The sequence below is a fragment of the Paenibacillus uliginis N3/975 genome, from assembly GCF_900177425.1.
In the GTDB taxonomy this organism is placed as follows: Bacteria; Bacillota; Bacilli; order Paenibacillales; family Paenibacillaceae; genus Paenibacillus_AQ; species Paenibacillus_AQ uliginis.
Window position 1 is genome coordinate 663,784 of sequence record NZ_LT840184.1, and the last position, 14,914, is coordinate 678,697.

Consider the following 14,914-nt stretch of genomic DNA (forward strand, 5'->3'; position numbering starts at 1 on the left):
ATGGAACATGAGTACACATATTGGAGCGAAACCGGGAGATATTGCTGAATCCATATTGCTGCCTGGGGATCCGCTACGGGCGAAATTCATTGCTGAGACCTATTTGGAGGACGTTACCTGCTACAACGAAGTTCGCGGTATGCTTGGCTTTACAGGAACGTACAAAGGAAAGCGTGTATCCGTACAAGGGTCAGGCATGGGTGTGCCTTCGATCGGTATCTATGTCAATGAGCTTATCTCCGAATATGGTGTGAAAAATCTGTTCCGTGTCGGCACCTGCGGCGCAATGCAGCAGAATGTACGTGTTCGTGATGTAATTTTGGCACAGGCTGCTTGTACGGATTCAGGAATGAACCGCCATCATTTCCAAGGTTACGATTTCTCACCGATTGCGAGCTTCCCGCTGTTGAAAGCAGCTTACGAGCGTGGTGTTGAAAAGGGTCTGAATATGCATGTGGGCAACGTGTTTACTTCCGACGTGTTTTATCGTGAAGACAAATCAGCTGTTCAAAAGCTGATGGATCACGGGGTTCTGGGTGTAGAGATGGAGACGACGGCCTTGTATACAATTGCAGCGAGAAAAGGTGTAAACGCCCTGACGATTCTGACGGTAAGCGACCATCTCCTGACCGGGGAAGAAACGACATCGGAAGAGCGTCAGACGACCTTTAACGACATGATGGAAGTGGCTTTGGATACAGCAATTTCGCTTTAATAAGCCAGGATTACTTAAATTTTCCACTTAATTTATAGAGAATATCAACGCGAACAGTGAGGAGAATGTACGATGAGAATGGTTGATTTGATTGCGAAGAAACGCGACGGCAAGGAACTGACAACAGAAGAAATCAATTTCTTTATCGGCGGATACACCAAGGGCGAGATTCCTGATTATCAGGTCAGTGCGATGGGTATGGCTATCTTCTTCAAAGATATGACAGACCGTGAGCGTGCAGATTTGACGATGGCTATGGTGAACTCTGGTGAGACGATCGACCTGTCTGCGATTGAAGGCATCAAGGTCGATAAGCACTCTACTGGCGGCGTAGGCGATACGACCACACTCGTACTGGCACCTCTCGTAGCTGCGCTCGATATTCCGGTAGCGAAGATGTCCGGACGTGGTCTCGGCCACACCGGCGGAACGATTGATAAACTGGAATCCATTGAAGGCTTCCATGTGGAGATTAGCAAAGATGAGTTTGTTAACCTCGTTAATAAACATAAAATTGCTGTTATCGGTCAGACGGGTAACCTGACTCCTGCTGACAAAAAGCTGTACGCACTGCGCGATGTTACCGCAACCGTTGATTCCATTCCGTTGATTGCAAGCTCTATCATGAGTAAGAAGATTGCAGCTGGATCCGATGCTATTGTACTTGATGTAAAGACTGGTGCAGGTGCATTTATGAAAACGGTGGAAGATGCGAGGGAACTGGCACATGCGATGGTTAGCATCGGTAACAATGTCGGCCGTAAGACGATGGCGGTTATTTCTGATATGAGCCAGCCGCTTGGGGTGGCTATCGGTAACTCTCTGGAGGTGCAGGAAGCTATCGATACACTTCGAGGCGAAGGACCGAAGGATCTGGAAGAGTTGTGTCTTGCATTGGGAAGACAAATGGTATTCCTGGCGAACAAAGCAGAATCACTGGAAGAAGCCGAAGAGAAGCTGAAGGAAGTTATGCGTAACGGTAAGGCTCTTGAGAAATTCAAGGAGTTCATCGCAAACCAGGGTGGAGACGCCTCCGTTGTGGATAACCCTGAAAAGCTGCCACAAGCGAAGTACAAAATCGATCTTCCTGCACTTGAAGACGGTATGGTCGCCGAGCTCGTTGCCGATGAAATCGGAACAGCTGCTATGCTGCTCGGAGCAGGCCGCGCAACGAAGGAATCAGAAATCGATCTGGCTGTCGGCTTGATGCTGAACAAGAAGATTGGTGACACTGTGAAAAAAGGTGATTCCTTGGTGACGATTCACGCCAACCGTGAAAACGTGGATGATGTAAAAGAAAAGCTGTATGCAAACATCCGCATCTCAGATCACGCAGAAGCTCCTGTGTTGGTGCATGATATTGTAACTGAATAGTCGTAACCTTCTTAACATAAATGTGAAAATGTGACTGTCCCTCCAGTGTATTTTCGGGGGGACAGTTTTTTTGTAGGCTTATAGATCATATCGTCTGTGCGCCGCTCATATATTGCTAATGGGGAAAGGTAAGTAAGGCAGTTTGATGGGAGAGAGAGAAGCCGTTCGTAAGAGCCATCCTGATTAGGGAGGCGGGCGGCTATGACAATCGATCAGTTGATTGCTTTGCTGGCACTTATCGTTATGATCATCGGACTTGCGGTGAACAAGAGCAAATCATAAGCAAGTTCGGATGAGGGCAGATATTGCCCTCTTTCTTTTTGTTTTCTTTGAAGCCATCTGCACATTATTTCCACTCTAGTACCTGGTGCTATATTGCTAGATTTCGCAGAAAGTCATATACTGTGGTTGCAATGTTCTCCATATTTCATCAATTCATAGGAGGAAGTCATGCTCTATGTATCAGCGTTTGTCGTTTCTATACTGCTAGTGCTTCTACTGATTCCGCCGTTTCGCAAGCTTGCCGTCAAAATCGACTTTGTTGATAAGCCAAGGCCCGACAGTGAACGTAAAATTCACCGTGAACCTATTCCGCTTACCGCAGGTATAGCGATTTTCCTTGGATTTTTTATTACATATTTTGTGTTCATAGGCTCAATTACGAAAGAAGCCGTCGGGATTTTTCTCGGTAGTATACTAATATTAGGGATCGGCCTTGTGGATGATTGGTATAAAACCAATGGCAAGGAGCTGGCTTCACTGCCGAAGTTGATTGTTCAGGTGTGCGCAGCAATTATCGTGTACAGTTCCGGTATTGCATTTGAGGGATTTAACAATCCGTTCAACGGCCAGTACATCAATTTGCCGGAATGGCTGCAGCTTGTGCTTACAATTCTGTGGATTTTCGGCGTTACCACCGTCATCAATTTTTCGGATGGCATCGACGGTTTGGCTGGCGGGCTCTCGGCTATCTCGGGAGGAACCTTGTTCGTGGTCGCCTTGACGATGGGAAGAGGGGATTCGGCACTGCTTGCCGTCATACTGGTGGGTGCGGCTCTAGCGTATTTGCGATATAACAAACCACCGGCCAGAGTGTTTATGGGTGATGCGGGGGCGACGTTCCTTGGCTTTATTCTCGGCATTATCGCTTTGGACGGAGCTTTTAAGGGTGCTACGCTTGCCTCACTGTTCGTTCCGATCTTCGCTCTGGGTGTACCCATATTCGACAACATTATTGTGGTCATCCGTAGACTGCGTGAGTCTAAACCGATCTACCAAGCGGACGCGTCTCAGGCACATTACCGGCTGCTTGCGACAGGATTGAACCAGAAGCAGACACTCATCTTTCTGTGTTTACTGAATCTGTGTTTTGGTCTGACGGCGATTATCCTTGCCATTAACGGAGCTGGAGTGTAGTTGGTTATATCGTATTTACTAAGATGGAATAAAAGCTTTGTCCTTCCAATGGAAGCGGCAAAGCTTTTTTTGCGTTTATCTCGAAATTGTTAGATCGAAGTGACAAAGTTGTTAGTAACCGGTGCGATTTTGAAAGGTGAATCGATGGATCGCATACAAAATTTACCTTATATTTAAATCACAAAAGTTGATCAGACAACAGGGGAGGTTAGAGTTTGGCGGAGGCCTCGTCAACGTGCGGTGTGGCATTGCATGACGACGGTTGACCACATGCGGTTTCAGGTATATCAGTATCCGTGATCTGCTTTTAGTTTAATTGTACTCGAGGAGAAGAATACAAACATGGACCCATCTAAAAAAAATTACAAGATAATTCAATATCGGAGTACATCTATACTCGCAATTGTTTTTATGTTGTTATTGAATTCGGTTGTCTTCACACCGTCAGTTGATGCTGAATCGAATCAAAATCATATGGATACCGCAAAAATTGATCAATTCATGGAGTCTGCGATGGAACGACTCAACATTCCGGGTGCTTCCCTGGGAATTGTCAAAGGCGATCAGGCCGTCTATCTAAAAGGTTACGGGATCTCTGGTCCTGATAAATCGCCCGTCACGTCCCAAACTCCTTTTGTGCTGGGCTCCACAAGCAAATCAATTACGGCGACTGCTATCATGCAACTGGTGGAGGAAGGAAAGATACACCTAGAGACACCGGTACAGCATTATTTGCCCTGGTTTCAATTGGCTGATAAAGAAGCTTCAAGCAAAATAACTGTCAAGCATTTGCTTCATCAAACAAGCGGTATCTTTACTCGTGATGGTCGGGTCAGTTTGACAAAAGGTAATAAGTCTATAGAGGAACATATAAGAAGTTTACATAAGACACAGCTTACCAAGCCTGTAGGATCTGAATATCAATATTCCAATTTAAACTATGATATTCTCAGTGGAATTGTTCAAGCTATATCCGGGCAATCTTACGAACAGTATGTACGGACGAACATTTTTGATCCATTGGATATGAAGCATAGCTACACCTCACCCAATGATGCAGCTAAGGGTGGTCTGGCGACAGGTTATCAGCCTGTATTTGGATATATGACACCGACCAAACAGCTGAACCATAAGGGGACTATTGCTTCGGGCTATTTGATTTCAAGTACAGAGGACATGTCCAATTTTTTAATTTCTCAGATGAACCGCGGATATTTTAAAGACAAATCGATTTTGTCTGAAGAGAGTATGAAGCAGATGCATCAGCCTTCTTCATCTGCTGTGGACGGCCCATCTTACGCCATGGGTTGGAGCGTTAACGACAATGTGATATTTCATGACGGTGCCACGGAAAACACATATTCTTTTATGGCTATGGATGGGGAGTATGGGTACGTCCTTCTTGTTAATGCAATGGATTACCTCGTCTCCTATGAAAGTCTGATTGCCGGAGTTAGAGGTATAGTTCATGGTGAAGAACTTACACAGGATGATGTTCCCAGTGCAATGAATACGTATCTGGTGGCTGATCTTATCGCCTTAGTGGCGTTGGTATTTGTCATTTACTCAATCTACCGTTTATTTAAACGGAGAGACAAAGTACGGATTACAGGTTCTCGCGTTTTCATTCAAGTCTTATTGATGCTTGTATTTTATTTCACGCTTCCTATCGCCGTATTAATCTATATGAGTACAATAGCCCCTTGGCCGGTCATTGAGTTGTTCCTGCCTGGATTGGGACACCTGCTCTTCACTCTTTCCATACTTTTACTGATTATCGGTGGGACCAAGACAATTCTACTTATTCGCAGCCGTGTAACATAGAGAAAGAGAGGCTTGCGACGAGTGACATAACAGGGAAAATCGTCATTATTCGGGAGCATATAAATAAACAAAAGACCGCAGTGGCAGCCTTCATCGGCTAGTCCTGCGGCCTGTTTTTGATTACGGAGATTGTGACTTACATGTCTGAGCAGTGGAGGACGAAAGTCCACAGTTCCTCAAACTTTTTCTGAGTATAGCTTTCTGGATAATAAAGCTGCACCATCTGCCGGTGTAAGATCATTTTTTCCTTCCATGAAAGACAAGCCGGGGAAGCGGCTTAACAGAGTTTCACGAAAGGCATCACGGAAAATAGCGGAATGGTTGAATATAGAGCCAGTACAGACGACCTCGGTCTCTGTAAGCTCCGAGTCCCGCCCGATCAGGGCCGTCGTGGTTTCCGCAAGTTCTACCGCTTGATCCCTCAAAATGCCTTGGGCCAGATCATCGCCGTCCTTCGCAGCCTCCACGCAATAGCGGGCAAAAGCAGCAATGTCATTTCTTCCAATAGAAGACTGATAGACATAGGATTTCAGTTCTGAAATATGTCCGAAGTTATAAGCATCCGTAATACGCTGGGACATTAACGTAGCCGGCAGCATACCTTCAAGACTCTTGATTACCGTCTTCAGGGTAAGAAGACCGATCTGGTAGCCGCTGCCTTCGTCGCCGAGAATATGGCCCCAGCCACCGACGCGGTAGCGCTTACCTTTTTGGGTAATTCCATATGTATTGGATCCGGTTCCTGAAATGACCAAAATGCCATACTCCCGTTCCAGTGAAGCCATTAATGATATTTCTGCCTCGGTTGTGATCGATATGGGAAATGAGTGGTCATGCTGCTGCTGATAAGATCGGAGAAAGGAAATGACGTTATCCTTTTCTTCCGACGTACTTACACCCGACATACCCAAACATATACCTTTGATTGCTACATCAGACAAGGATAAGGATAAAGGCTCTACCACACGGTTAAGAACATTCGAAAGCTCCTGCATGGCACCATCAAAAGTGACGACATACGGATTGGTGGAGCTTCCCGAGTATCGAGATAATACTTTACCATGGCTGTCTATGGCGGCCGCTTCCGTTTTAGTACCGCCTCCGTCAACACCTAAAAAAATATCCATCGCTAATCACTTCGCTTTCCATTTCAGTATAGGAGAAAATCATAGTGTTGTAAAATAAAATTTTAAAAAACTAATAATCAATTGAAATATTATTTCATACATTTTATAATAAACACAATCTAACTTTTTGAAAGCGATATCATTTATTTGTCGAATTTTGATTTTTGATATAACGTTGGCCGTTATTTTTACGTCATTTGAAAGTTGAAGGAGGGGCAAGCCATGATCGTATCCGGTTGGGAAAAGGATCTTCCGGTAATCGTAGTCGGACTTATGTCGGGAACTTCACTGGATGGCATAGATGCGGCCGTTGTCCGGATTACCGGAAGCGGATTGCAGTCACAGGTGGAGCTTATTCATTACGCAAGTACACCGTATGATGCTTCAACCAGAGAGAAACTGAAGGCATTGTGCAGTGTGGAGCATTCCAGCAGCGCTTCGATATGCAGCATGAATGCCTATTTGGGAAGTCTGTTCGGTGAAGCAGTTCTTCAAGCCGTCTCGGAAGCCATGCTTCAAATCGATGACGTTCATTTGATTAGCTCGCACGGTCAAACGGTGTGGCATATTCCAGTGGGAGAGAGTGGAGATCACTATTCTGTTCCTTCTACACTGCAAATCGGTGATATATCGGTTATAGCCAAGCACACCGGAACAATGGTCGTGGGCGATTTCAGGCCTGCGGACATGGCCGTCGGTGGACAAGGCGCACCTCTTGTTCCATACGGTGATTTTATTCTGTTTCGGGATGAGCGCAAAGGGCGTCTGCTTCAAAATATCGGCGGAATCGGGAATTGCTCGGCCATCCCGGGTGGTGCAGGTCCCACAGAAGTGCTCGCGTTCGACACGGGACCGGGCAATATGGTTATGGATGAAGTCGTTTATGTCTTGTCTGGGGGCCGTCTGTCTTACGATGAAGAAGGACGGTGGGCAGCACAGGGGAGAGCCGACGATGGTCTTCTTGCGGAAATGATGTCACACCCTTATTTTCATATGACGCCTCCCAAGTCCACAGGCAGGGAGTTGTTCGGTAAGGGCTATGCTTCTTGGTTCTTGGATAAGGCCAAAGAGCGGAATCTTTCGGATGAGGACATCATTGCAACAGCGACAGCATTTACCGCTCATTCGATAGCAGACAGTTATCAAAAATATGTGTTTCCGGTTTGTAAAATTCATGAAGTGATCGTTAGTGGCGGCGGGGCTCATAATGCAGAGCTGCTACGGATGCTTTCCGAACTGATACCGGAGCAGAAGGTGTTGACCTCGGCACAGCTTGGCTTTCATGATGATGCGAAAGAAGCCGTCATTTTTGCACTGCTGGGTAATGATTTCATGCATGGCATTCCGAATAATTTGCCTGCGGCAACAGGTGCGGGACGTCCTACAGTCATGGGGAAATTGGCATTGCCATAGAGGATTCCGAAGGGATCAGGAAAGTACCACGAAAGAGAGGATGAAGAACTGTGCTTAAGCCACATATACGGGAACAATTGGCTGCGGTCGTGGGAGAGAAATGGCTGAAAGACGACGCGGAAAGCCTTGTTTCTTACAGCTACGATGCTACACCGCTTTATCAGTCTATGCCGGATGGAGTTGTTTTTCCAGGGAGCACCCAAGAGGTTTCCGATATAGTGAAAATATGTGCTGCGAACGGAATTCCGATTGTCGGACGAGGGGCCGGAAGCAATCTGTGCGGGGGAACCGTACCGCTTCAGGGCGGGCTCATTATTGTGATGACCCGAATGAACAAGCTGCTTGAGATTGATGCGGATAACCTGACCGCAACCTTTCAGACAGGGCTGAATACGAAGCAATTTCATCAAACAGTGGAGCGTGCTGGACTATTTTATCCGCCGGATCCAAGCAGCATGATCATTTGTACGATGGGTGGAAACATTGCGCTTGGAGCCGGCGGACTGCGGGGACTTAAATACGGTACAACCAAGGATTATGTACTGGGACTCGAAGCAGTCCTGCCGGATGGAAGTATTATGCGCACGGGTGGCAAGCTGGTGAAAGACGCGGCTGGATACGATTTGACCCGTCTGCTGGTCGGGTCGGGAGGTACGCTAGCTATTTTGACGGAAGCAACGGTAAAGCTGATTCCGAAGCCGCCGTACCGGCGTGCAATGGTCGCCATGTACGATGACATTTATGCGGCGGCACGTACAGTATCGAACATTATTGCCAATCATATTTTTCCGTGCACATTGGAATTTATGGATCAGCCGACGCTTCAGGTCGTGGAGGATTTTGCGAAGATTGGTCTTCCAGTGCACGCAAAGGCGATGCTGGCGATTGAGCAGGACGGTAGTGAAGAGGACGTAGAACGTGATTTGAAACGAATCGAAGAAATTTGCCTGGAATCAGGGGCTACCCAGATGAAGATTGCGGCTTCGCCGGAAGAAGGGGCCAAAGTTATGGAAGCCCGGCGCAGCGCGCTCGCCGCCTTGTCCCGTCTGCGTCCGACAACGATCCTAGAGGATGCGACCGTTCCGCGCTCCAAGATTGCCGATATGGTGCTCGCAGTTCAGCGTATAGCTCAGAAATATGATGTGCAGATTTGTACGTTCGGCCATGCAGGGGACGGAAACCTTCACCCGACGGCTATGACGGATGCGAGAAATCCCGAGGAAATTCACAGAGTAGAGCAAGCATTTGCTGAGATATTTGAAGCAGCGATTGAGCTGGGCGGTACGATTACGGGAGAACACGGTGTAGGTATTGTAAAAGCTCCGTACTTGGAGTGGAAGGTTGGCGCTGCCGGATTGGATATGATGAAACGGATTAAGGATGCCATTGATCCGGCTGGTATTATGAACCCCGGCAAAATGTTTGCGGAGACGAGAAAACGGATTGTGATGCAGGAGCAGCCTAAGTTAACTGGAGTATGAAGGGAATGACTGGAATGGAACAATCACATGGTGCGCTCGCCCAGCGCATGAAGCTGACGCTGGATGAAGAGCAGCTGACCAACTGCATGCGTTGTGGCTTTTGCCAGATGGCCTGCCCGACTTTTCTCGAGACTGGACTCGAGGCGGCATCGCCGCGGGGCCGGATTGCACTCATGAAAGCGGTCGTGGACGGGATTATGGAACCTGATGAAAGCTTCCAGAGCCAGATGGATCTGTGTCTCGGCTGTCGTGCCTGTGAGCCTGCATGTCCGTCCGATGTGAAATACGGGCAGCTTATTGAACAGACGCGGGAAGCTATTGTGAAGGAGAAGAAATTTTCCGTACCTGTGAAGCTTGTCCGAAAGACTTTTTTACAGGGGATTTTTCCGCATAAAGGCCGGCTGAAGTTTATGGGCAAGAGTCTTAAATTTTATCAAAAGTCAGGCCTGCAGAAATTCGCCCGTAGTTCTGGCGCAATGAAGATGTTTCCTGAGCATCTCCGTCAGCTGGAGAAGGTGGTTCCTACGGTAACCGGAGACGGCCTGACGGATCTTTGGAAAAAGGCAGGGTTCCCGCTACGTACAGAGAAGACCTCGTCTGGATCGGATTTACTGATCATTCCTGCAGTGGGTGAGAAGGTATCAAGGGTCGGCATGTTCCGCGGCTGTATTATGGATGTGATGTTTGCCGAAACGAATGTGAATACGGTTCGATTGCTGCGTCAGGCTGGCTTTGAGGTAGCGATCCCGGACAGTCAGGTATGCTGCGGGGCATTGCACGCACATGCTAGTGAGATGGAGGATGCGCGTGATTTGGCCGGGCAAAACCTGATCGCATTTAAGGAGGCAGGGGTCGACTATATCGTAAGTAATGCCGGCGGCTGTGGAGCGCTGCTGAAGGAATACGACCACTTGATGAAGGATGCAGCCGATGCCGGGCAGCAAGCCGATGCACGTCAGTTCGCCGGACAGCTGAAGGATATTTCCGAGCTGCTACAGGATATTGGTCGCCCACTTATCCCGTTAGAGGATAAATCGGATGAGACGGCACCGGTGAAAGTGACATATCAGGATTCCTGTCATCTGCGGAATGTTATGCGTGTTCAGGGACAGCCGAGAGAACTGATTCACCAGATGCAGGGTGTGAGTCTGTGCGAGCTTCAGGGATCTGAGGTCTGTTGCGGCTCGGCGGGTATCTACAATATGACACAGCCTCAAATGTCGATGGATCTGCTAGACCATAAGATGGATCATGTAAAAGACACCCGTGCGGAGGTAGTGATTACGTCTAATCCGGGCTGTCTGCTTCAAATGAAGTGGGGGATTGAACGGGCTGGAGTTCAGGACCATGTCGAAGCTGTTCACCTCGTGGACTTCTTGACTGAACGTGTCCGTCTTTACGATAAGGACCAAGATGATTAAAATGAAAGTGCAATGATACTATCGATTCGATTGCCCTCTGCATCTATGTGCTGGGGGTTTTCTTTATTATGAGTGGGGCGTGCTGATGGTGGACTTATGAAATTGTACTATGTAAAATATCCGAAAACTCATCTGAAAGCGGATACGGAAATGGGATTATGACATGTATTGCTTGGGTTTCTCCATGTTTTTTAGGCTGAAGGGCGGTTATAGTTAGATCAAGCGTGAGGCCAGAACCTTAGGAGGAATCATTTCATGTCTAAAATAACGTTTATTGGTGCGGGCAGCACCGTATTTGTCAAAAATGTGCTAGGTGACGTGATGGCAACACCCGCATTGCAAGGCTTCGAGCTTGCATTGTTCGATATTGATCCGGAGCGGCTTCAGGATTCAGAACGGCTGCTTAACAGTATGAGGAGTACACTTGGCAGCACCTGTGTCATTAAGGCATATTCGGACCGCAGGGAAGCGCTGAGAGGTGCCAAATATGTAATTAATGCAATTCAGGTAGGCGGTTATGATCCTTGTACGATTACGGATTTTGAAATTCCGAAGAAATACGGTCTGCGTCAGACCATTGCAGATACGGTTGGCATAGGCGGGATATTCCGTAACCTGCGTACGATTCCGGTGATGCTTGATTTTGCAAGAGATATTCAGGAGGTATGCCCGGATGCATGGTTCCTTAACTATACGAATCCGATGGCGGTTCTAACGAATGTGATGAATACAGCAGGAGGCGTTAAGACGGTTGGATTATGCCATAGCGTTCAGGTCTGTGTGGACGGATTGTTCCAATCGCTCGGCATGGATCAGACCGGTGTAGAGTCCAAAATTGCCGGGATTAACCATATGGCATGGCTGCTGGAAGTCAAAAAGGATGGAATCGACCTGTATCCGGAAATTAAACGCCGTGCAGCTGAGAAACAGAAAGAACAGCATTGGGATATGGTCCGTTATGAGCTGATGTTTCGCTTCGGTTACTATGTGACTGAATCATCCGAACATAACGCAGAATATCATCCGTACTTTATTAAGCGTAGCTATCCGGAGTTGATCGAGAAGTACAATATTCCACTGGATGAGTATCCACGCCGCTGTATTAACCAGATTAACGGTTGGAAGGAAATGCGCGGGAAACTGTTTGAAAGCCAGAGTATCGAGCATTCGCGTTCCAAGGAATATGCTTCCTACATTATGGAGGCGATGGAGACGAACGTTCCGTTCAAAATCGGCGGCAATGTCATGAACACTGGGTTGATTACAAACCTGCCGAAGGAAGCCTGTGTAGAAGTGCCCTGTCTCGTAGACTCGTCGGGTGTTACGCCTACGTACGTGGGAGATCTGCCTCCGCAGCTCGCTGCACTGAACCGTACCAATATCAATACTCAGCTACTCACCGTCGAGGCGGCCATCACCGGCAAAAAAGAACATATCTATCACGCTGCTATGCTTGATCCGCATACAGCAGCCGAATTGTCTCTCGACGATATTGTGGGGCTTTGTGACGAACTGATCGAAGCGCACGGCAGTTGGTTGCCTTCATTTAAATAAACGGAACATAACACGAATACCGCAAAAAGACGCTCTTTTCCTGCAATGGTTTGTGGGAACAGGGAGCGTCTTTTTATGTTAGGAAGTTATGTCTGACTAAGATAAGAAGCAGGCGTTTATAATATGTTTAACTGATTTTAGGAAGAGAGGGATTTGATGAAAGTTGAGCTTGGCCGTTGTCTGTTGAACGAAGTGCTGAAAAAGGCTGGAATGACGACGGTAGACCTTTCCCGCAAACTGCTGTACAAACCTGAACGATTGTCCGATTATATCGATAATAAGAGGGTGATGCCGCTGAAGGTTGCTCTATCGATCGCAGATACGACTGACTGCCGTGTGGAAGAACTATACGAAATCATTCCGGTAAAAAACCATGAAAATTAAATAAATTTCTTCTCTTGGCATGATTCTGGGCGACATGATATAATGCTCGTAATTAGTAAAGGGGAGTAGCTCCACAACAAAGTCGTCATTACGTGACAACGCATGTCTCCGGCTTTGTTGGCAACGAAAGTTGTTTGCGAGACCTTTGCCGTAATCGGTAAAGGTATCTATTCCTGCTGCACATGTACGGGTAAATACCTTTATCGCCGACTTTTCGGGGTAAGGGTATTTTTTGTTTCCTTTGATCTGAAAAGAGCGGACTATCACATAGAAGGGAAGGATGCTGTTGAATACGGGGCTGTTACTGGAGTACGGATGGGTTCTTTTGGTGTTAATTGGTTTGGAGGGAATTCTTGCAGCGGATAATGCACTGGTTATGTCGATCATGGTTAAACATCTTCCGGAAGAGCGGAGAAAGAAGGCTTTATTTTACGGATTAGCTGGTGCATTTGTGTTTCGTTTTGCTTCCCTCTTTATTATCTCGTATTTGGCGGATGTTTGGTACGTTCAGGCATTGGGGGCAGCTTACCTGCTGTATATCAGTATCAATCATATCGTGAAGCAGTTCTTTGTGAAGAAGAAGGTTCACATGAAAGAGGCTGCAAAAAAAGACGAGAAATTCTGGGTCACCGTACTTAAAGTAGAGCTGGCGGATATCGCCTTTGCGGTTGACGCCATCTTGGCAGCCGTTGCGCTCGCGCTGACTTTGCCGGAAACGAATTTGCCGCAAATCGGCGGAATGGATGGCGGACATTTCCTTGTTATCTTAACTGGCGGGATCATCGGACTTATTATTATGCGTTTTGCTGCATCATACTTTGGCAAGCTTCTCGTCCGAAGACCTGGTCTGGAAACAGCAGCATTCATGATTGTCGGTTGGGTGGGAATAAAGCTGGCCGTATATACGCTGGCACATCCTGACATCGCAATGATTGACAAGGGATTTCCGAAAAGTACAGGATGGAAGCTCATTTTCTGGGGTGTTCTGATCCTGATTGCTGTCCTCGGCTGGTTCTTGTCTAAGGACAAAAGCGAGCTTACGAAGACAGAGCAAAAGCAGGTGGAATAAGACTTGTCGCTGTTGTTGAAGTTTCCTCCGCGAGTGCAGAGACCGGCGGCGGGCAGCAGCAGCTGTGGTTGTAAAGATGCACGCATAACCTGTAAGAGTACAGGGAAATATTTTTAATAAACGTATGCTTATTGTGGTTACTACAATAGAGGAGTAATATATTAGTATCAGGCAATACATTTTTTATAAGTGAACAGCCTTATTGGCCGATGTATTCGGAGTAGGCAAGTGCCTGTTCGATGCTCGTTGGCCGTTAAGGCTTTTTTGAGCTTTATACGAGAACAAAAGTGATAGGGGTGCAGTTATGATCATCATCAAGACGGAAGAACAAATTGCAAAAATGAACAAAGCCGGACAACTGCTTGCAGAATGTCACCGGCAAATCGCCGGAATGGTTAAGCCCGGTATTACAACATTGGAAATCGACCAGTTTGTCGAAAAATTCCTTAAACAACATGGAGCGCATCCTGAGCAAAAGGGTTATCATGGTTATCCCTTCGCTACGTGTGCGTCAGTGAACGACGTCATTTGTCATGGGTTTCCAAGCGATGTGCCTTTGAAGGATGGAGATATCGTTACCATTGATATGGTCGTTAAACTGGACGGCTGGCTGGCGGATTCCGCCTGGTCTTACGCTGTCGGAAACGTCTCCGAAGAGGCACAGCATCTGCTGGACGTAACTAAAAAGGCACTTTACCTCGGCATTGAGCAGGCTGTTATCGGGAATAGGATTGGAGATATCTCACATGCAATCCAGTCGTATGCTGAATCGGAGAACTTGTCTGTGGTACGGAATTTTGTTGGCCACGCCATCGGCCAGGACATGCATGAAGAACCTCAGGTTCCTCACTATGGACCTCCTCACCGCGGTCCCCGCTTGAAAGAGGGAATGGTCATTACTATTGAGCCGATGCTCAATATCGGTTCCTATGGCTGCAAGATCGATCCGGATGGTTGGACTGCCCGGACGGTTGACGGAAAATGGTCAGCGCAGTATGAGCATACGCTAGCCATTACCAAGGATGGCCCGTTGATTCTTACGGAGCAGGATGCTTGATCACTTTTCAGTAGCTTATAATCGTTAAATTTTTTAAAATATAAAAAGTATAAGTTTTGACTTATACTTGACCTATATT

Annotated in this window: 12 protein-coding genes; 11 read left to right on the top strand and 1 reads right to left on the bottom strand. The window is 47.1% G+C overall.

The window, feature by feature from the left end; all coding sequences use genetic code 11:
* The first annotated feature begins 7 nt into the window (after positions 1 to 7).
* The 4 genes from deoD (at position 8) to B9N86_RS03030 (ending at position 5,329) form a co-directional block, all read left to right on the top strand.
* Positions 8 to 715 carry a purine-nucleoside phosphorylase gene (deoD, locus tag B9N86_RS03015; protein WP_208917710.1) on the top strand — a complete coding sequence of 236 codons (708 nt, stop codon included), beginning with the start codon at positions 8 to 10 and terminating at the stop codon, positions 713 to 715.
* Between the two features lie 72 nt (positions 716 to 787).
* Complete coding sequence (locus tag B9N86_RS03020) at positions 788 to 2,089, top strand: pyrimidine-nucleoside phosphorylase (protein WP_208917711.1); 1,302 nt, start codon at positions 788 to 790, stop codon at positions 2,087 to 2,089.
* A gap of 450 nt (positions 2,090 to 2,539) precedes the next feature.
* Entirely contained in the window at positions 2,540 to 3,505 is a 966-nt protein-coding gene (locus B9N86_RS03025) for an MraY family glycosyltransferase (RefSeq protein ID WP_208917712.1), read from the top strand.
* Positions 3,506 to 3,916: 411 nt separating this feature from the next.
* A complete protein-coding gene (locus B9N86_RS03030; protein WP_244562931.1) occupies positions 3,917 to 5,329 on the top strand; it encodes a serine hydrolase domain-containing protein in 1,413 nt (470 codons plus the stop codon).
* Between the two features lie 176 nt (positions 5,330 to 5,505).
* Here the strand turns inward: B9N86_RS03030 and B9N86_RS03035 are convergent, their stop codons facing one another.
* Positions 5,506 to 6,456 carry a BadF/BadG/BcrA/BcrD ATPase family protein gene (locus tag B9N86_RS03035; RefSeq protein ID WP_208917714.1) on the bottom strand — a complete coding sequence of 317 codons (951 nt, stop codon included), beginning with the start codon at positions 6,454 to 6,456 and terminating at the stop codon, positions 5,506 to 5,508.
* Positions 6,457 to 6,678: 222 nt separating this feature from the next.
* On the opposite strand from B9N86_RS03035, the gene B9N86_RS03040 reads away from it, so the two are divergent.
* The 7 genes from B9N86_RS03040 (at position 6,679) to map (ending at position 14,835) form a co-directional block, all read left to right on the top strand.
* On the top strand, positions 6,679 to 7,869 hold the full coding sequence (locus B9N86_RS03040; RefSeq protein ID WP_208917715.1) for an anhydro-N-acetylmuramic acid kinase: 1,191 nt from the start codon (positions 6,679 to 6,681) through the stop codon (positions 7,867 to 7,869).
* Between the two features lie 50 nt (positions 7,870 to 7,919).
* Entirely contained in the window at positions 7,920 to 9,350 is a 1,431-nt protein-coding gene (locus B9N86_RS03045; protein WP_208917716.1) for an FAD-binding oxidoreductase, read from the top strand.
* Positions 9,347 to 10,771, top strand: coding sequence for a (Fe-S)-binding protein (locus tag B9N86_RS03050; protein WP_244562932.1), 1,425 nt, complete (start codon positions 9,347 to 9,349; stop codon positions 10,769 to 10,771). Before B9N86_RS03045 ends, B9N86_RS03050 begins: the two co-directional genes overlap by 4 nt.
* Positions 10,772 to 11,026: 255 nt before the next feature.
* Complete coding sequence (melA, locus tag B9N86_RS03055; protein ID WP_208917717.1) at positions 11,027 to 12,325, top strand: alpha-glucosidase/alpha-galactosidase; 1,299 nt, start codon at positions 11,027 to 11,029, stop codon at positions 12,323 to 12,325.
* Positions 12,326 to 12,481: 156 nt separating this feature from the next.
* Positions 12,482 to 12,709, top strand: coding sequence for a helix-turn-helix domain-containing protein (locus tag B9N86_RS03060; RefSeq protein WP_208920060.1), 228 nt, complete (start codon positions 12,482 to 12,484; stop codon positions 12,707 to 12,709).
* A 286-nt stretch (positions 12,710 to 12,995) separates the two neighbouring features.
* Entirely contained in the window at positions 12,996 to 13,778 is a 783-nt protein-coding gene (locus B9N86_RS03065; protein WP_208920061.1) for a TerC family protein, read from the top strand.
* Positions 13,779 to 14,082: 304 nt separating this feature from the next.
* A complete protein-coding gene (gene map / locus B9N86_RS03070) occupies positions 14,083 to 14,835 on the top strand; it encodes a type I methionyl aminopeptidase (protein ID WP_208917718.1) in 753 nt (250 codons plus the stop codon).
* Positions 14,836 to 14,914: the final 79 nt, after the last annotated feature.